Annotated in this window: 15 protein-coding genes; 7 read left to right on the top strand and 8 right to left on the bottom strand. The window is 69.4% G+C overall.

The window, feature by feature from the left end; translation table 11 throughout:
* Window positions 1-208 precede the first annotated feature (208 nt).
* Both ACZ54P_RS26150 and ACZ54P_RS26145 read left to right on the top strand, forming a co-directional pair.
* A complete protein-coding gene (locus ACZ54P_RS26150; RefSeq protein WP_465464197.1) occupies window positions 209-1012 on the top strand; it encodes an SDR family oxidoreductase in 804 nt (267 codons plus the stop codon).
* A 67-nt stretch (window positions 1013-1079) separates the two neighbouring features.
* Window positions 1080-2015, top strand: coding sequence for a helix-turn-helix transcriptional regulator (locus ACZ54P_RS26145; RefSeq protein ID WP_465464196.1), 936 nt, complete (start codon window positions 1080-1082; stop codon window positions 2013-2015).
* Window positions 2016-2566: 551 nt separating this feature from the next.
* On the opposite strand, the gene ACZ54P_RS26140 is transcribed toward ACZ54P_RS26145, so the two are convergent.
* The 3 genes from ACZ54P_RS26140 to ACZ54P_RS26130 are packed head-to-tail and all read right to left on the bottom strand — an operon-like array spanning window position 2567 to window position 4569.
* Window positions 2567-2809 carry a helix-turn-helix transcriptional regulator gene (locus ACZ54P_RS26140; protein ID WP_465464195.1) on the bottom strand — a complete coding sequence of 81 codons (243 nt, stop codon included), beginning with the start codon at window positions 2807-2809 and terminating at the stop codon, window positions 2567-2569.
* Between the two features lie 3 nt (window positions 2810-2812).
* Window positions 2813-3664, bottom strand: coding sequence for an ABC transporter permease (locus ACZ54P_RS26135; protein ID WP_465464194.1), 852 nt, complete (start codon window positions 3662-3664; stop codon window positions 2813-2815).
* Window positions 3661-4569 carry an ABC transporter ATP-binding protein gene (locus ACZ54P_RS26130; protein ID WP_465464193.1) on the bottom strand — a complete coding sequence of 303 codons (909 nt, stop codon included), beginning with the start codon at window positions 4567-4569 and terminating at the stop codon, window positions 3661-3663. The genes ACZ54P_RS26135 and ACZ54P_RS26130 overlap by 4 nt, the downstream gene beginning before the upstream one ends.
* Before the next feature lie 98 nt (window positions 4570-4667).
* Here ACZ54P_RS26130 and ACZ54P_RS26125 point away from each other — a divergent pair, with 98 nt between their 5' ends.
* The 5 genes from ACZ54P_RS26125 to helR all read left to right on the top strand — a co-directional run bounded on the left by ACZ54P_RS26125 (window position 4668) and on the right by helR (window position 10641).
* Complete coding sequence (locus tag ACZ54P_RS26125) at window positions 4668-5765, top strand: precorrin-3B synthase (protein ID WP_465464192.1); 1098 nt, start codon at window positions 4668-4670, stop codon at window positions 5763-5765.
* On the top strand, window positions 5762-6385 hold the full coding sequence (locus tag ACZ54P_RS26120) for a precorrin-8X methylmutase (RefSeq protein ID WP_465464191.1): 624 nt from the start codon (window positions 5762-5764) through the stop codon (window positions 6383-6385). Before ACZ54P_RS26125 ends, ACZ54P_RS26120 begins: the two co-directional genes overlap by 4 nt.
* Window positions 6382-7887, top strand: a complete 1506-nt coding sequence (locus tag ACZ54P_RS26115) for a precorrin-2 C(20)-methyltransferase (RefSeq protein WP_465464190.1) — start codon at window positions 6382-6384, stop codon at window positions 7885-7887. Before ACZ54P_RS26120 ends, ACZ54P_RS26115 begins: the two co-directional genes overlap by 4 nt.
* A gap of 15 nt (window positions 7888-7902) precedes the next feature.
* On the top strand, window positions 7903-8055 hold the full coding sequence (locus tag ACZ54P_RS26110) for a hypothetical protein (protein ID WP_465464189.1): 153 nt from the start codon (window positions 7903-7905) through the stop codon (window positions 8053-8055).
* Window positions 8056-8454: 399 nt separating this feature from the next.
* The gene (helR, locus tag ACZ54P_RS26105; protein ID WP_465464188.1) at window positions 8455-10641 is read left to right on the top strand and encodes an RNA polymerase recycling motor ATPase HelR; all 2187 of its coding nucleotides are present in this window, start codon (window positions 8455-8457) and stop codon (window positions 10639-10641) included.
* Window positions 10642-10669: 28 nt separating this feature from the next.
* Here helR and ACZ54P_RS26100 read toward each other — a convergent pair whose 3' ends face one another.
* The 5 genes from ACZ54P_RS26100 to cbiE are packed head-to-tail and all read right to left on the bottom strand — an operon-like array spanning window position 10670 to window position 17484.
* A complete protein-coding gene (locus tag ACZ54P_RS26100; protein ID WP_465464187.1) occupies window positions 10670-13804 on the bottom strand; it encodes an arabinosyltransferase domain-containing protein in 3135 nt (1044 codons plus the stop codon).
* 33 nt (window positions 13805-13837) lie between these two features.
* On the bottom strand, window positions 13838-14581 hold the full coding sequence (locus ACZ54P_RS26095) for a cobalt-precorrin-6A reductase (protein ID WP_465464265.1): 744 nt from the start codon (window positions 14579-14581) through the stop codon (window positions 13838-13840).
* Window positions 14578-15573 carry a Gfo/Idh/MocA family protein gene (locus ACZ54P_RS26090; protein ID WP_465464186.1) on the bottom strand — a complete coding sequence of 332 codons (996 nt, stop codon included), beginning with the start codon at window positions 15571-15573 and terminating at the stop codon, window positions 14578-14580. The genes ACZ54P_RS26095 and ACZ54P_RS26090 overlap by 4 nt, the downstream gene beginning before the upstream one ends.
* Window positions 15574-15586: 13 nt before the next feature.
* Entirely contained in the window at window positions 15587-16348 is a 762-nt protein-coding gene (gene cobM, locus ACZ54P_RS26085; protein ID WP_465464185.1) for a precorrin-4 C(11)-methyltransferase, read from the bottom strand.
* Window positions 16345-17484 (bottom strand): precorrin-6y C5,15-methyltransferase (decarboxylating) subunit CbiE, encoded by a 1140-nt coding sequence (gene cbiE, locus ACZ54P_RS26080; RefSeq protein WP_465464184.1) that lies wholly within the window; start codon window positions 17482-17484, stop codon window positions 16345-16347. The genes cobM and cbiE overlap by 4 nt, the downstream gene beginning before the upstream one ends.
* Between the last annotated feature and the right edge of the window lie 30 nt (window positions 17485-17514).

Raw genomic sequence — 17514 nt, 5'->3', positions numbered from 1 at the left:
AGCTCACTCTCCGGTGCGGCTCGGCCCGGCGTCAAGGTGATGTGCCCTTCAGGGGTGGCCGCGTCCCGCGTTTAGTTGACTACTTGCGGCGTGGGGGCTCTCGCAGTGCCTGTATCGCCAGGATCTCCCAGGTGCCCAGGATGCCTGTCAGCCTGTTCAACGCAGCCACGCGAGGCGCATGCTTCCACGATAGAACGGACGAAGACCGATGACGGGCAATCAGTTCACCACCCACGCAGACCTTTTCGATCTGAGTGGGAAGTACGCACTTGTCACTGGCGGCACGAGGGGCATCGGGATGATGATCGCGCGCGGCCTTCTGCAGGCGGGCGCCCGCGTCGTCGTCAGCTCGCGCAAAGCGGACGCGTGTGCGGAGGCACAGCGTCTGCTGTCCGAATTCGGCGACGTTCGAGCAATCCCCGCGGACCTGTCCAGGTACGACGAGTGTCAGCGCCTCGCGGATCTCGTCAAGGCCGACTCGGAGCGCCTGGACATTCTCGTCAACAACGCGGGAGCGATGTGGCGCGAGCCGCTGGAGACGTTCCCGGCCGAGGCCTGGGACGCGGTGATCGACCTCAACCTCAAGTCGCCGTTCTGGCTGGTGCAGGCGCTGCTGCCCGCACTGCGCCGGGCGGGCACCGCCGATGATCCCGCGCGGATCATCAACATCGGCAGTATCGCCGCCATCCACGTCGCCGAGGCGCCCAACTATTCCTACGCCAGCAGCAAAGCGGCACTCCATCAACTCACCAGGGTGCTTGCCAGGGAACTGGGCCCACAGCACGTCACGGTGAACGCGGTAGCTCCGGGAGTGTTCCCGTCACAGATGATGGCGGCCACGATCGACGCCATCGGCGACACGATCGCGGCGAAGGCCCCCCTGCGCCGGCTCGGCCGCGACGACGACATGGCAGGTGTCGCCGTGTTCCTCGCCAGCCGGGCCGGGTCTTATCTGACGGGCACCATCGTCCCGGTCGACGGCGGCACCGCCACGACCGCATCGGGTACCTGAGCGTCGGCTCTCAACGGGGTACCGGCAGGACCTCCCTTCGCCTGCGAACAGGGCCTACGGTGAAGGGGTGGCCACGATCGATCTGCGCACTGAGATCAAGGAGTTCCTGAGCTCGCGTCGCGCGCGGATCACGCCTGAGCGGGCCGGACTGTCCGCTTACGGCGGCAACCGCCGGGTGAAAGGCCTGCGTCGCGAAGAGGTAGCTCTACTGGCGGGGGTATCGGTCGACTACTACGTGCGTATGGAGCGCGGTGGCCTCGCCGGCGCCTCCGACGGGGTGCTCGACGCGTTGGCCTCTGCCTTGCACCTTGACGAGGCGGAGCGCGATCACCTGTTCCACCTTGCGCGGCAGTCCAGGGCGCCCGGCGGTCCACGCCGCCGTCGATCCGCCGTGACGGTGCGTCCGGCGCTTCAGCAGGTGCTCGACGCCATCACCGAGGCGCCGGCGTGGATTTGCAACGGCCGTTATGACGTGCTGGCCATGAATCACCTTGCCCGCGCGCTGTATGCACCGGTGCTGGCCGACACGCGACGGCCGGCGAACACCGCGCGGTTCGTGTATCTGGATCCCGAGGCGGCGAAGACGTTCTTCGTCGACTATGACCGGATCGTCTGTGATGTGGCCGCGAAGCTACGCATGGAAGCCGGCCGCAATCCGCACGACGAGGAGCTGGTCACCCTGGTCGGTGAATTGGCGACAAGCAGTGAACTGTTTCGGCAGCAGTGGGCATCTCAGAACGTTCGGCTCCACCGGTCCGGACGCAAACGTATGCACCATCCGGTAGTGGGCCGGCTCGACCTGGACGTCGAGTCGATGGAGCTGTCTGCCGACCCCGGCCTGCTCCTGACTGTCTACACCGCGCCCGCCGGCACGGCGACCGCGGACGGTTTGGCCCTCTTGGCGTCGTGGGCGGCCGGCCAGGAGAAGCCGGCGACCGAGATTCAAGCTGAACGATCGGTGAGAGCGTCGGGCCCACCTGGGGGCGTGAGCGACGCTGAGTGAGGGCTGTGTGGAAAGGGGGACGTCGAGTGTCCCTATTTCCACACACCCTCTTCGTACCAGGCCGCTCACCGGCCCCGATCGGGCTGGTACGGCAGGACTTATTGAGGGGTAAGGCAAAGCTGTCGTGTTCGGGAGGGCCTGTGAGACGTTGGTCATCAGGCTTCGGCACTGGGCAGTGGCGTCCCGAAGGTGTCGCGAAAGCCACTTTCGGGACACCACATGTCCCGAAAGTGGCTTTCGCGACACGAGCGGCGGGCGCCGCCTTCGCGAGAACGCGCACCGCATAGGTGGCCGACCACGACACCTGCGCCTCATCCCTCACTAACCCTCATTTTCTTGAGGGGTAAGGCCAAGGTGGCATGCCCTGGGGTCAGCTTGATGTTGCGAAAGCGGCTTTCGCAACGCCTCCCTTGAGGGCCTGGGGGACGTTGGTCACCCCTGGCGGCGTGAGCAGGAAATCGGGAGTGGGGACATCAGGCCGCGGCTCGAGCCGACGTCGCTCGCGACACGCCATGTTCGTCTTTCTTCTCAATATTGTGGTTTCCCGCAAGTCACGCCGAGCGCTCCGAGGAATCACCGATCCGCGGGAAAGGCGCGGTGGAGAAGATGATCTCCACCGCCACCTCGAAGAACGCCGCGATCCGCAAGGCGAGATAGAGGCTCGGGCTGTACTCGCCGCGTTCGAGGTAGCCGATGGTCTGGTAATGGACGCCCAGCGCATCGGCGAGCTCGCGGCGGGAGATGCCTCGTTCCGCCCGTAACATCGCGATCCGGTTGTAAACGACCTCGCTCATGAACTAGCCAATTCGCTGCATCGCCTTTTCCCGTCGTTCCGCCACCGAGGACCCGGACTCACGCCGCGCCATGCGCCGCAGGACGACCGGGGCCAGCGTCAATCCGATCACGGCCCACGCGGTCAGTACGCCGAGGGTCTCCCATGGCCGCCAGGACTGCCCGATCTCCACCATCACGGTCGAGTCCGGCAGCAGCGCCGACCGCATGCCGAGGCCGAGCCAGTACATCGGGAACGCCTGCCCGATTCCCTGCAGCCATTCCGGCAGCGCGGTGATCGGGTAGAAGATCCCGGAGATCGCGCCGATACCCAGTGTCGGCAGCATGATCAGCCCGATGCTGCGCGCGTTCGAGGTCAGCGAGCCGAAGATCGCGCCGATCGGCATGGTGGCGAGCAGGCCGAGCGCCAGTACCCACAGCAGGCCCAGCCATGACGTCAGCCCGCCGGGCGCGATGCCGTCGAACAGGATCAGGCAGGGGATCAGTACCAGCAGCATCCCGATGATCGTGCTCAGCGACACCGTGACGACCTTGCCGACGAGGTAGCCGAGCATGCCGTTCGGGGTGGCCTTGGCGCGCAGCAGCGTGCCGTCCTCGCGTTCGACGGCGAGGACACCCGCCATCCCGAGCATGCCGCTGAACACGATCGACGCGCCCAGCACGCTCGGCACGGTGGCGGCGCCGAGTGAGAACTCCGTGCCCGGCAGTTTCGAGTCGCGCATGAAGAACATGACGACCACGAAGATCGCCGGGAACAGGAAGGTGTTGAAGAGGTCTTCCCGGTTGGTCATCATCTGGCGGCTTTCGAGCCAACCGCGCCGGACGCCCATCCGGACGCTGTGCTGGACCGCGTTCATGGCGCGCTCACCTCCACGAGCGGGGCTTCGGCCTGGCGGACCAGGGTCATGTACGTGTCTTCCAGTGAGGCCCGGCGGACCTCCAGATCGGCGATGGCGTCGCCGTGCTGCTTGAACAGTTCGTGCACGTACTTCGTCGATTCCGTGGTCGAGTGCACGAACCGCTGGCCGTCCAGCGTCCAGCGCACCTCGGCCTCGCCGGCGATCTGCCTGCTCAGCGCGTCGGCCGAACCGTCGGCGACGATCCGGCCGTGGTTCAAGATCAGGATCCGGTCGGCCAGTTTCTCGGCCTCGTCGAGGTCGTGCGTGGTCAGCAGGATCGTCGTGTCGTCGTCATCGGTCAGCCGGTGCACGAGTTCGTGGAACTCGCGCCGCGCCTCCGGGTCCAGCCCGGCGGTCGGCTCGTCGAGGAACAACAGCTCCGGACGGCCGACGATGCCGATCGCGACGTCGAGACGGCGCCGCTGCCCGCCGGAGAGCATCCGGACCCTCTTGTCCTTGTGTTCGGTCAGGCCGACCGCGGCGACCAGTTCGTCCGGATCCCACGGCCGCTTGATGCGGTCGGTGGAATACGGCGCGTAATAGCCGCCGAGGTGTTCCAGCAGCTCGCGCACGCGCCATTTGGCGTGGTCGCGCCAGGCCTGGAGGACGACCCCCAGCCGCGCCCTCCAGTTCTCGTCCGCGTGTGCCGGGTCGGTGCCCAGCACGTCGACTTCGCCCTCCGAGCGCATCCGGAAGCCTTCGAGGATTTCGATCGTCGTGGTCTTGCCCGCGCCGTTCGGGCCAAGCAGGCAGATCACCTCGCCGCGGTGCGCGGTGAAGTCGACGCCGTGGAGGACGTCGTTCGTCCCGTACCGCATGCGGAGATCTTTGACGGCGATCATCACGTCCTGTGGATCTCTCATTGGTCACCCCCATCTCAGTGCTGCGATCAAATGTAGCACACCTACTACACATGATCCGAGCAGTGCTAACGCCGAAAAGAGGCATCTACAGTGAGCGAATGTCCACGAGCGCGCGTGCCCGAGCCGACGCGTGCCCTGGTGTTTTCGCCACGCACGACGCCGCCGACGGTCCGCTCGCCCGGGTCCGGCTGCCCGGCGGTGCCATCACGCAAGCCCAGCTCAGGGCGCTCGCGGAGGCCGCCGACGATCTCGGCGACGGCGCCCTCCACCTGACTTCTCGCGGAAACGTCCAGCTGCGCGGCGTCACCCGTCCCGGTCTCGCCGCCAGGCTTTTCGCGGCCGGACTGCTGCCCGCGCCGTCGCATGAGCGCGTACGCAACATCCTCGCGTCGCCACTGAGCGACATCGCCCAAGATCTCGCCCAGGCGCTCGACAAGGCCCTGTGCGCCGTACCCGAGCTGGCCGAACTCCCCGGACGCTTCCTTTTCGCCTTCGACGGTGGTCAGGGTGACGTCGCCGGAGAGGGAGCCGACGTCTGCTGGCGCGACGGCGCGCTGCTGCTCGACGGCACCGATACCGGCCTGCGCGTCCCTGCGGAGCAAGCCGTCGAGGCCCTGCTGGCGGTCGCCCGCGCGTTCCAGGACCAGCGGGGAACGGCCTGGAGGGTGAGTGAACTTCCCGGCACGCTGCCTCTTCTCCGCGGCCTCTCCGGCACGCGAGTCGAACCGCGGGTCTTCGCGGCGAATCCCGGCCTCCCCATCGGACCGATCGGCGAAGCGATCGTGGTCGCCCCCGTCTTCGGCAGGCTGACCTCGGCTCAGGCTCGGGCTATCGCGAAGGCCGGGGACGCCGTGGTCACCCCGTGGCGGTCGATCCTGGTCCGCGGCACCCTCGAAGCGGGTACCGGGCTGATCAGCGATCCGGGCGCGCCGCCGCTCGGCGTCAGCGCCTGTATCGGACGCCCCGGCTGCGCGAAGTCGCTCGCCGACGTCCGGGCCGACGCCGCGCGGATCGGCTGGACGCCGAGGGTCCATTTCGCCGGCTGTGAGCGGCGCTGCGGGAAACCGGCGCACGAGCACGTCGACGTGCTCGCGACGGAGGACGGATATCTGGTCGACGGGGCGTGGGTCCCGGTCGGCGAGCTGGCGACAGTGTTGGCGGACAAGGACAGTGCCGAAGTGAAGGGACAGCAGTGATCGACTACCTCCGGGACGGGGCCGAGATCTACCGGCATTCGTTCGCCACCATCCGCGAGGAGGCGGATCTCGCGATCCTCCCCGACGACGTCGCGGTACTGGCCGTGCGGATGATCCACGCCTGCGGGATGGTCGACCTGGTCGACGACCTCCGCTACAGCCTCGACGTGGTGGAGTCCGGCCGCGCGGCCCTCGAAGCGGGCGCGCCGATCCTGTGTGACGCCAACATGATCGCCTCCGGCGTGACCCGCAAACGGTTGCCTGCCGCCAACGAGGTGCTGTGCACGCTGTCCGACCCGAAGGTGCCGGGGCTGGCGGAGCGGATGGGCACCACCCGCTCCGCGGCCGCGCTGGAGCTGTGGCGCGACAAACTGCCCGGATCCGTGGTGGCGATCGGCAACGCGCCGACCGTGCTGTTCCGGCTGCTGGAACTGCTGGACGAGGGCGTCGGCGCCCCGGCGGCGGTCATCGGTGTCCCAGTGGGCTTCGTCGGTGCCGCCGAGTCCAAAGTGGAGCTCGTCGAACGCGCTCCCGCTCCTTATCTGGTGGTGCACGGACGTCGTGGCGGCAGCGCGATGGCCGTCGCCGCGATCAACGCGATGGCGAGTGAGGTCGAATGAGCGGGCTCGGGAAACTCTGGGGTGTCGGGCTCGGACCCGGTGACCCGGAACTGATGACGGTCAAGGCCGCGCGGCTGATCGGCGAGGCCGATGTCATCGCCTATCACAGCGCGCGGCACGGCCGGAGCATCGCGCGCTCGGTCGCGGAGCCGTATCTGCGGGACGGCCAGATCGAGGAGAAGCTGGTCTACCCGGTCACCACCGAGACCACCGACCATCCCGGCGGCTACGAGGGCGCGATCGCCGATTTCTACGAGCTGAGCGCGAAACGGCTCGCCGAGCATCTCGACGCCGGACGCGACGTGGTCGTGCTCTGCGAAGGCGACCCGTTCTTCTACGGCTCCTACATGTACATGCACGAACGGCTCGCGGACCGTTACGAGGCGACCGTGGTGCCCGGCGTGACGTCGGTGAGCGCGGCGTCGTCGGTGCTCGGCCGTCCGCTGGTGCAGCGCGACGAGGTCCTCACCATCCTGCCCGGCACCCTGCCCGCGCCGGAACTCGCGCGACGGCTGGCCGACACGCAGGCCGCGGCGGTGCTCAAACTCGGCCGTACGTTCGGCAACGTCCGTGAAGCGCTGGCCGAGGCCGGGAAGCTCGACGACGCCTTCTACGTCGAAAGGGCGACCTGGCAGGCGCAGCGCGTCGAGCCGTTCGCCGACGTCGACCCGGAGTCGGTGCCGTACTTCTCGCTGGCGTTGCTGCCCAGCCCGGCCTACGCGTCCCGGCTCGCCGACGAACCCGAAGTCACCCGGAAGCGGGAAACGCACACCGGTGGCGAAGTCGTGGTCGTCGGACTCGGCCCGGCGGGACCGGACTGGCTGACACCCGAAGCGACCGAGGAACTGGCCGCGGCGGAGCACATCGTCGGCTACGGCCCGTACGTCGCGCGGGTGCCGCAGCGCGCGGGCCAGCAGCGGCACGCGTCGGGCAACCGGGTCGAGGCCGAACGCGCCGTCGAAGCGCTGGAACTGGCCTCGAACGGGGCCAGGGTCGCGGTGGTGTCCTCGGGCGACCCTGGCGTGTTCGCCATGGCGTCGGCCGTGCTGGAGCAGGTCGCGGCCGGGCACGGCGTCGGCACGCGGGTGCGGATCGTGCCGGGGGTGACCGCCGCGCAGGCGGCCGCGTCCAGGGTCGGCGCGCCGCTCGGGCACGACTACTGCGTGCTTTCGCTGTCCGACCGGCTCAAACCGTGGGAAATCATCGAACGACGGCTGGACGCGGCGGGTGCCGCGGACCTCGTGCTCGCGCTGTACAACCCGGCGTCGCGGACGCGGACCACGCAGCTCGCGCAGGCCCGCGAAGTGCTGCTCCGGCACCGCGCGCCGGAGACCCCGGTGGTCGTCGCCCGCGACGTCGGCGGTCCGGAGGAGGACATCCGCGTCGTCACCCTCGGCACTCTCGATCCGGCGAGCGTGGACATGCGCTGCCTGCTGATCGTGGGCTCGTCGAAGACCAGGGCCGAAAACGGGATCGTCTGGACGCCTCGCACCTACGAGTGACGGTCCAGCCCGGCGTTGCGCACGGTCTTGGTCGCGATCCCCACCCGCCGCCACCCCGTGGACGGCGCGGAGCAGGTCTTCGGGACCGGCGGTCCGGGCCAGGACGTCCGGGCGCAGCGCGGTGGTGCGCGAGGGCGCGTCGCGTTCGTCGGTAACGCCAGTACATGATGGCCCCCTTCCTTGCGCCTAGCGCAAGGAAGGGGGCCATCATGTACTGCCCGCGAGCAAGCCCGCAGGCCACGCGTAGGTTACTTGGGAGAGGGTCCGATCCCACCCGAATCGCAGCTGTACCGACGCCCGCCCGCACAACGTCCAAAAACCGTACATGTAGGCATCAATCGGACACGGAATCGGCCAGGGGTATCCCTTGTGGACAGTCAGGGAGGCGCCATGTCGCAGCGGAAGGTTCTGACTGCGGCCGGGTAAGGGGAGCTTCACGGTAGCGTGCGTTACCGCTCGCTAACTCCCTCCGTAATAAACATATAGCGCATAGGGGGACTTGCCACAAGCCCCCGGTCATGCCGCAGACTCACTCGCCGTAGCCGGAACCTGCGGAAATGGGAGCCTGTGTCAACTCAGGGTCATGAAGAAGAACTGCGATCCGAACGCGAATACGTCGCCGGGCTCTACACGCGCCTGGACGCCGAACGCGCGCGGGTGAAGGGGGAGTTCCAGGCCGCGCTGGGGGGAACCGGCGGGACGGCCATGGAACGGGACGTCGAGGTGCGCGCGCTGGACCGGGAGTCACGGCGGCTGAACGTCGTGGACAACGGCCTGTGCTTCGGCAGGCTGGACAGCGTCGCGGGGGAGACCTCCTACATCGGCCGCATCGGTCTCTTCGACGAGGAGAAGGATTACGAACCGGTGCTGCTCGACTGGCGGGCACCGGCGGCCCGCCCGTTCTACACCGCGACCGCCGCGACGCCGGAGAAGATGCGCCGTCGCCGCCAGTTCCACACGCACGGGCGTGAGCTGCGCGGATTCACCGACGAGGTGTTCGGCCGTCCCGGCGAGGACGCGGAGGGTGACGCGGCGCTGCTCGCGGCCGTCAACGCGCCGCGCGGGGAGGGGATGCGCGACATCGTCGCGACGATCCAGGCCGAGCAGGACGAGATCATCCGGCACGAACACCCCGGCGTACTGGTGATCGAAGGCGGGCCGGGTACCGGGAAGACCGTGGTGGCCCTGCACCGCGTCGCCTACCTGCTCTACACGCAGCGCGAGCGGATGGAACGCCACGGCGTGCTCGTGGTCGGGCCGAATCCGGCGTTCCTGCACCACATCGGCCGCGTCCTGCCGTCGCTGGGCGAGACCGACGTCGTGTTCATGACCACCGGCGACTTCGTCCCCGGCAAGCACGTCACCGCCGAGGACGGGCCGGAGGTGGCGCGGCTCAAGGGCTCGCTGAAGATGCTGGACGTCCTCAAAGCCGCCGTCGCCGACCGTCAGCGGGTTCCGGAGGAGCCGCTGGAGATCGAGCTGGCCGACGTCACCGTCCGGATCGACGCCGAGACCGCGGAATGGGCGAGGGACGAGGGGCGCAAGAGCGAGCTGCCGCACAACGAGGCCCGCGCGGCGTTCCTCGACATCGTCACCTACGTGCTCACCGAACGGGCGATCGCGCGCATCGGCCGCGGCTGGCTCAGCCGGGACGACCGCGGCGAATGGGAACGGTTGCGCAAGGACCTGCTCAAGGAGCTTGCGGAAAGCGAGGCGTTCACCGCCGCGCTCGACACGCTTTGGCCGATCCTGACGCCCGAAAGCCTGCTGGGGTCGCTCCTTTCGTCGGAGGAACGGCTGCGCGCGGCCGGGGCCGACCAGGCGTTGCTGCGTGCCGACGGCGAGGCCTGGACGGTGTCGGACATGCCGCTGCTCGACGAACTCGTCGACCTCCTCGGCCGGGACACGGCGGTGGAGAAGGCGGCTGAGCAGGCCGTGGCACGGGAGAAGAAGGCCGAGGCCGAGTACGCCGAAGGTGTACTCGACACGATGAAGCTGGACCGCGAGGAGATGGACGAGGACGTCATGCTCTCCGCGGAGAACCTGCTCTTCGCCGACGAACTCGCCGACCGGTTCGTCGAGCACGACACACGCAGCCTGGTCGAACGCGCCGCGGCGGACCGGGACTGGACGTACCGGCACGTCGTGGTCGACGAGGCGCAGGAACTGTCCGAAATGGACTGGCGGGTGCTGATGCGGCGCTGTCCCAGCCGGTCCTTCACCGTGGTCGGCGACCTCGCGCAGCGCCGGTCCGAAGCCGGGGCGCGGTCGTGGGCCTCGATGCTGGAGCCGTACGTGCCGGGCCGCTGGGTCTACCGGTCGCTGACGGTGAACTACCGCACGCCGTCGGAGATCATGGCCGTCGCCGCTTCGGTGCTCGCCGGGTTCGCGCCGGACGTCCGGGCGCCCGATTCGGTCCGGTCCACCGGGGTCCGGCCGTGGGCGAGGGCTGTCACCGACGACACCTTGGCCGCGGCCATCGCGGAGTTCGTCGAGGACGAAACCGGCCGTGAAGGCACCAGCGTCGTGATCGGGCCGCCGGGAGTGCCGGGCACCGTGCCCGCCTCGGAGACGAAGGGCCTCGAGTTCGACGCCGTCCTGGTCGTGTACCCGGATCGGATCCTCGCCGACGGCCCCCGCGGCGCGGCCGAGCTCTACGTCGCGCTCACCCGCGCCACGCAGCGGCTCGGCGTCCTGCACGAGGGCCCGCTGCCGTCCGCATTGGCGTGCTTGAACCCGTCTCCCATCACGTGAGTTACGGGTTCAAGCACGCGAGTGAGGCTTAGCGCGTCGGGTCCTTGCCGTTCGGCTGCCGCGGTCCGGGACCCGGCGACCACCAGCCGGGGACGACCTTCTCGCCGTGGATGATCGTCGGCGCGATCCCCTCGGTGAACGGTTCCACCTGCAGCAGCTGGCCCCACGACTGGCTCGGCTGGCCGATCAGGTAGCTGGGCACCTCGGGTTCGGCCGCGACCTCTTCGAGCCAGCCGATCGGGCCGCCGTTGGTGCTGGACGCCCAGTTCGCCTCGTCGGCGACGGCGCCGGCGGTGATCCGGTAGTCGGGCACCTTCGAGATGCCGTCGTGCGAGGTCACCGGCTGCACGCAAGGGTAGACGAACGACGCCGGCCAGTCGACGTACACCTGCTTGCCCGCGATCTTCTCGGTCAGCGTGGTGAACGTCGGCACGCGGGGCGCGGACGCGGCGATCCAGCCGTCCTCGGTCAGGTCGTTGTCGACGATGTTGATCCGCACGGACGTCGTCTCGGCGGGGAGATCACGCAGGTTGATGCGGGTGTCGTTCCAGCCGTTCGTCCCCGCGCCCGGCGGGAGCGCGAACTGGCTGCGGAGCACCTTCACGCCTTCGCCGGTGTTCACGCCGTAGTCGAGGCTGACCGACGTCGGCCGTCGTGACGCCCCGGCGGTGGCCACCACGATTTGCCCGTCCGCGGGCTTTTCGGCGAGGGCGTACCAGTCGCTGCGCAACCGTCCGGCCCGCGTTTCGGGGTCGAGGAAGCTGCTCCACATCGGCACTTCGTCGGGTTTGAACCCGTGCGGCGGTTCGGCGAGCGGGTCCTTGTCGTCGATCGCGCGGGTGTGGAACCCGGTCTGCACGCGGCCGTTGTCCTGTTCCGGATCGGGCAGCGGCGGCGGGGTCTGCCCGGCGGGCGGCTCCTCCTTCTTCACCGGCACCGTTCGCTGTTCGGGCTGGGCCCGCAGGATGCTGGTGGCGGCGTCCCGTTCCACCATCACGTGGTCGGAGAGGTTGCAGCTCTTGCCGGACAGATGCCCGAAGTTCGCGGCGCCGAGGCTGTAGGAACCGGCCTGGTTGTGGATCGCCCACGCCATGCTGACGAACTCGCCCGTGGCCATCAGGCCGCAGACGACCACCAGCGAAAGCGACCCGAGCCGCAGCGAGCGGCCCCGCCCTTCCTGTGGCACGGCCTGCAGCCCTGGCCGATGCGCGCGGACGTTCTCCACGAACGCGTACACACCGGAGATCCCGGCCGCGATGAGCAGGATCGTCGACAGCGGGATCCCGCCGATCGAGGGCGCCACCGCGGTCCACTGCACGCCGAGTTTCGAGACGAACCAGAAAGAGTTCGGCCCGGTCGCGGCCAGCGCGCCGACCACGAGCAGCCCGGCGAGGAACGCCGCCCGGTTCCGTCGCGACCGCAGCACCGTCGAGCTGGTCGCCAGCGCGGTCAGCGCCGCCATGGCCGCGCCGACCGCGGCGAACGCGCCGAAGTGGTGTGTCCACTTGGTCGGGGTCAGGGCCAGCAGCAGGAAGAAGAGCGCGACCGTGCCGATCAGGCGGCGGCTGGGGCCGAGCGCGGCGCCGGGAATCCGGCCGCGGCGCAGCAGTACCACCAGGCAGGTTCCGACGCAGAGCAGCACGAGCAGCACGGGGAACCGGCGTGGCATCGAGCCGTCCGGCAGGCTTTCGAAGAGCAGTTGGTAGCGCGCGAGTTCCTGGAACCACGACAGGTTCGGGCCGACCTGGGTGCGGATCCGGGTCGCCTCCTGCACGGTGGCGAAGGTCTGGTCGGCGAACACCACGACCAGCACCAGCAGCCCGGCGGCCAGCACCGGCGCGAGCACCGGCAGCCAGCCGTTCTCGGCGCGCTGGCGGACCAGTTTGAACAGCGGGCGGGCGGCGACGAGGAACGGCGCGACCGCGATCAGCCCGGTCGGCGTCGCGGCCAGGGTGAACCCGGCCGCGGTGAGCCCGAGGGCGAGCGGCAGCAGACGGCGCGTCACCAGCGCGCGCTCCACGGCGCAGATCGCCAGCAGCGAGCCGAGCGCGGCGACCGGTTCCGGCCGGACGCCGTTGTTGTACGGCATCCACCAGACCAGGAAGACCGCGGCGGCGGCCCAGCCCGCCGCGCGGCTCGTCCGGACCTGGGTGCCCAGGCGCGGCATGACCTCGCGGCTGATCAGCAGCCAGCTCAGCACGCCGAGCAGGAACGACGGGAGCCGGATCCACGGCGGCACCGTGCTGACGTGCGCCATCAGCTGATACACGTGGTAGAACCAGCCGAACGGCGCCTCGGCGACGCCGAACCAGCGGTGATAGTTGGTGAGGTAGCCGGTCTCTTCGGCCACTCTCGACATCGTGAGGATGTAGCCGTCGTCCGAGGTGACCGGGCCGATGAAGACCCAGGCGCCGAGCGCGACGATCACCGTCGCGTCGCGGGCGGTCAGCCGCCACCAGCCGACCGGTGCCCACCGGGGCGCGCGCCGGGCGAAACCGGAGTCCATCCGCCACACCGCGATCAGGCAGCCGATGAACGACAGCGCCGCGATCACCCCGATGATCCACTTCAGCACGGTGGGCGAGGTCTGGTAGCGGGTATCCGGGACCACCGAGACGTGCAGCCCGGTGATCGGATCCTTGCCCGCGTTGATCGACGAGTAGATCCCTACCAGCCGCGGCCGGACGTCGCCCTCGGCGTGGAACACCACGGTCTTGGCGACGGTCACCGTCATCTGGTTCGCGTCGGTCGACAGTTCGACGTCGCAGTTGTTCTGTGAGGTTGGCTGAGGAGACGCTGACTCAGGAGGCAGCGGCTGCTGCACGATCTGCTGGCCCTGACTGGAGGCGAGCAGTACGCCGTTGTCGATGCGCAGCTGCAGGCCGACGCCCTTGCCCGCGCGCGGGTCGGTGCGGCCGTCGGGCACGGTGGAGAACAACAGTGCCTGGCCCTGCGACCGCGCGTCCAGCGAACGGATGGTCGCGCACGGCAGATCGACGCGCAGGTCTTGTGCCCAGTACCCGGTCAAGGGCGCGTTGACGGAGCGGGTGTCGCCGCCCGTTGGCCAGACGACCTCCGCTGTGTCCTGCACGACCGGCAGGAAGGGGAAAGCCAACGCGCACAAGGCGGACAGCAACCCCAGCGTGACAGCGATCAGACGCATCGGCGCAACGCTAACGGGTCTGGTCCGAACGGCTTACGCAGGGCTGCCCTTGCTCGGCGCCCCGAGCCAGGCGAGGGCGTCCTGGACGGTCGTCACGCTGGCCGTTTCGGGTCGCCGCGGCCGTCGGACGACGACCACGGGAAGGCCGAGTTCGCGAGCGGCGGTGAGCTTGGCCGCGGTCATCGCGCCGCCGCTGTCCTTCGTGACGAGCACCTCGACGCCGTGCTGTTCCATCAGCGCGCGTTCCTTCTCCACCGTATACGGGCCGCGGTCCAGCAGGACTTCGTGCCGCCGGGGGAGCGGCGACTCGGGCGGGTCGACGCAGCGGATCAGGAACCAGAGATCGAGTTCGGCGAAGGCGGCGAGTCCCTGACGCCCGCTGGTGAGGAACACGCGTTCGCCGAGAGCCGGGAGCAGGCGGGCGGCGTGGTCGAGGTCGTCCGCCCAGTGCCACGTGTCGCCCGGCTGCTCGGTCCAGCCGGGTCTGGCCAGCCTGAGCAGTGGCGTGTTCGTCACCTGTGCGGCTTTCGCCGCGTTGGCGCCGATGCGTTCCGCGAACGGGTGCGTCGCGTCGATCATCGCGGCGACGTCGTTCTCGGTCAGCCAGCGCGCGAGACCTTCCGGGCCACCGAAGCCACCGACGCGAACTTCGCCGTCGGGCAATTTCGGGCGCGCGACACGCCCCGCGAGTGACGACACGACGTGCTCACCACGCGCCACGAGTTCCTTCGCCAGCTCGCGGGCTTCGCCGGTGCCGCCCAGGACGAGCAGCGTCATCGCGCCACGGCGGCGCGCCACCGTTCCAGCGTGCGCAGGTTGGCGAGCGTTTCCGCCCAGGTGAGTTCGGGCGCCTGACGGTGTTCGAGGTGTGCGGCGACGTGGTCGGCCTCGCGAGCGAAGAGGCCTTGAGTCGCTTCGACCTCGATCACCTCGGGCTCGCCGCCTTCCGGCGTGAGGATGATCTGCGAGGTCTCCGGCTTGCGCATTTCGTGGATCCACGCCGGTTTCGGCACGTACAGCTGTCCTTGCGAGCCGTAGACGCGGATGTGGTCGTCCTGCGTCAGCTGGAAACCGCACGCCAGCTGCGCGAGGATCCCGCCGGGCAGCCGCAGCAGCCCGAACGCGACCTCGTCGATGCCGTTCTCGTCGAGCCTGGCCATCCCGAGCACCTCGTCGGGCTCGACGACGTCCTGCCCGGTCGCGGCCTGCGAGACCAGCCGCGCGAGCGAGGTGCAGTAACAGCCGACGTCGAAGATCCCGCCCCCGCCCAGCGCCGGATCGGTGAGCCGGGGAACGGCGAAGTTGTAGCTGAAGGCGACGTCCACGGCGCGGACCTCGCCGATGGCGCCGCAGGAGATCAGCTCAGCCAGCCGCCGGATCTGCGGATGCAGCCGGTACATGAACGCTTCCATGAGGAAGACGTCGTTGACGCGGGCCGCTTCGATGACCTTCTCGGCTTCGGCGACGGACACGGTCAGCGGCTTCTCGCACAGGATGTGCTTGCCCGCCTCGGCCGCGCGGATCGCCCATCCGCCGTGCAGCGGATGCGGCGTCGAGATGTAGACCGCGTCGACGTCCGGATCGGCGAGCAGGTCTTCGTAGGCGCCGTAGTACTTCGGGATCTCGAAGCGGCTCGCGAACTCGGCCGCCCGGTCACCCGATCGCGCGGCGACGGCCTCCAGCACGCCGTGCTTGCTTTCGTCGACGCCCGCCGCGAACTCGGCGGCGATGGTCCCGGCGGCCAGCAGGCCCCAGCGCAGGTTCTTCACAAAGACTCCGTCTTCAAAGTGATTCGGGTTGGTCGGCGCGATCACGGGTGGCCGAGTACAGGAAACTGTCGGGAAACCCTTCGGCGGCAAGGACCTCCCCGACGAAGATCATCGCCGCGCGGGTGATCCCGGCCTCGCGGGACTGCGCGGCGATGGTGCCGAGTGTTCCACGCAGCACCTGTTCACCCGGTTGGCTGGCCAGTGCGACCACGGCTGCCGGGCAGTCGTCGGGGTAGAACGGCCGCAATTCGTCGACTACCTGCTCGATGCGGTTGATCGCGAGATGCAGCGCGAGGGTGGTGCCGGTCCGCGCGAAGTTCGCCAGCGTTTCCCCCGGTGGCATGGCGGTGGACCGGGCCTGTGCCCGCGTGATGACCAGGCTCTGGCCGACCTCCGGCACGGTCAGTTCGCGGTTGAGCAGCGCGGCGGCGGCGGCGAACGCGGGCACTCCGGGCGTGACGTCGTAGGGAACACCCGCCGCGTCGAGGCGGCGCATCTGTTCGGCGACCGCGCTGTAGATCGACGGATCCCCGGAACACAGCCGCGCGATCTCGTGACCGTTTTCGTGGGCCTCGACCATGCGCTCGACGATCGCGGGCAGGTCGAGGTTCGCGGTGTCGATGAGTACTGCCTCCGGAGGGCAGTACGCCAAGAGCGCCGTGGGCGTCATGCTGCCGGGGTACAGGCAGGTTCCGCAGCGGCCGAGCAGGTCACGGCCTCGCACGGTGATGAGATCGGCGGCGCCGGGACCGGCGCCGATGAAGTGCACGGTCAAGGTTTGCTCCACTGTGTGACGACCCGCGCCGGGGTCCAGCCGGTGAAACCGCCCAGCGGCGCGGCCTGTTCGACGCCGACGCGGATCAGCTCTCCGCCGTGTTCGCCGTACGCGCGGGCCAGTGCCTGTTCGGATTCGAGGGTCACGCCGTGCGCCACGATCCGGGCGCCGGTCGCCAAGCAGGCGTCGAGCACACCGGGCACGGTCAGTCCGCCGCCGACGAAGATCGCGTGCGGCTTGGCCAGCCCTTCGAGTGCTTCGGGCGCGGTACCGATCACCACGTCGAGTTCCGGGACCCCGAGCGCGTCCGCGTTCCGGGTGATTCTGGCGGCGCGCTCCGGCGAGCGCTCGATCGCGATCGCCCGGTTCAGCGGATGCACGCGGGACCACTCGATGCCGACGCTGCCCGCTCCCGCGCCGACGTCCCACAGCAGTTCGCCGGGTGACGGCGCGAGCCTGGCCAGCGCGGACGCGCGAAGGTCGCGTTTCGTGAGCTGACCGTCGTGCTCGAACGCGTCGTCGGGCAGGCCGGTCAGCGGCAGCGCGGGCCCGTCGGCCTCGATGGCGTACACGGTCAGCGAGCCGGGTCCGATCCGCTCGTCGGGGCCACCGAGGTCGGACAGCGCGGTGACGCGGCTCTTGCCGTAACCACGGGCTTTGAGCAGGTCAAGCAGGTCTTCGGCGTTCGCGCCGAGGACGAGGATCTTCCGGCCGGGGGACAAGGCCCGGCTCACCCGGCCGATGGCGCGGCCGACGACGGTGACCACCTCGGTCTCCTCCGCCGACCAGCCGAGCATCGCGCGGGCGAGTGTCACCGAAGAGAGCGCCGGCACGATCTCGACGTCGTAGCCGCGCTGGATGAGCGTCGTGCCGATGCCGGACAGCAGAGGATCGCCGCTGGCCAGCACGCAAACGCGGCCTTCGCGTTCCGCGAGGAACTCGTCCAGCCCGGGCAGGAGCGGGCTGGGCCAGGGTTCGCTTTTCGTCCCGGCGGGCAGGTACGCGAGCTGACGCGGAGCGCCTACGACCACGTCCGCGTTCACCACCGCTTCCTTGGCCTGCGAGGACAGACCGGACCAGCCGTCGGCCCCGATCCCGACGACCGTCAGGGGTGATTTTTCGCGCACGCCCGTCACCGTAGATGACGGTTTTCCTGTGCGATGATC

It is taken from the genome of Amycolatopsis sp. NPDC034160 (genome assembly GCF_055575355.1).
The sequence above is the reverse complement of the archived record's forward strand: the minus strand, read 5'-3'. Positions and strand labels throughout refer to the sequence as shown.

Bases quoted from the DNA above. Each gene is read 5' to 3' on its own strand.
- ACZ54P_RS26150 (WP_465464197.1), top strand. From the start codon at position 209: ATGACGGGCAATCAGTTCACCACCCACGCAGACCTTTTCGATCTGAGT.
- ACZ54P_RS26140 (WP_465464195.1), bottom strand. From the start codon at position 2,809: ATGAGCGAGGTCGTTTACAACCGGATCGCGATGTTACGGGCGGAACGA.
- ACZ54P_RS26135 (WP_465464194.1), bottom strand. From the start codon at position 3,664: ATGAACGCGGTCCAGCACAGCGTCCGGATGGGCGTCCGGCGCGGTTGG.
- ACZ54P_RS26130 (WP_465464193.1), bottom strand. From the start codon at position 4,569: ATGAGAGATCCACAGGACGTGATGATCGCCGTCAAAGATCTCCGCATG.
- ACZ54P_RS26125 (WP_465464192.1), top strand. From the start codon at position 4,668: ATGTCCACGAGCGCGCGTGCCCGAGCCGACGCGTGCCCTGGTGTTTTC.
- ACZ54P_RS26115 (WP_465464190.1), top strand. From the start codon at position 6,382: ATGAGCGGGCTCGGGAAACTCTGGGGTGTCGGGCTCGGACCCGGTGAC.
- ACZ54P_RS26100 (WP_465464187.1), bottom strand. From the start codon at position 13,804: ATGCGTCTGATCGCTGTCACGCTGGGGTTGCTGTCCGCCTTGTGCGCG.
- ACZ54P_RS26095 (WP_465464265.1), bottom strand. From the start codon at position 14,581: ATGACGCTGCTCGTCCTGGGCGGCACCGGCGAAGCCCGCGAGCTGGCG.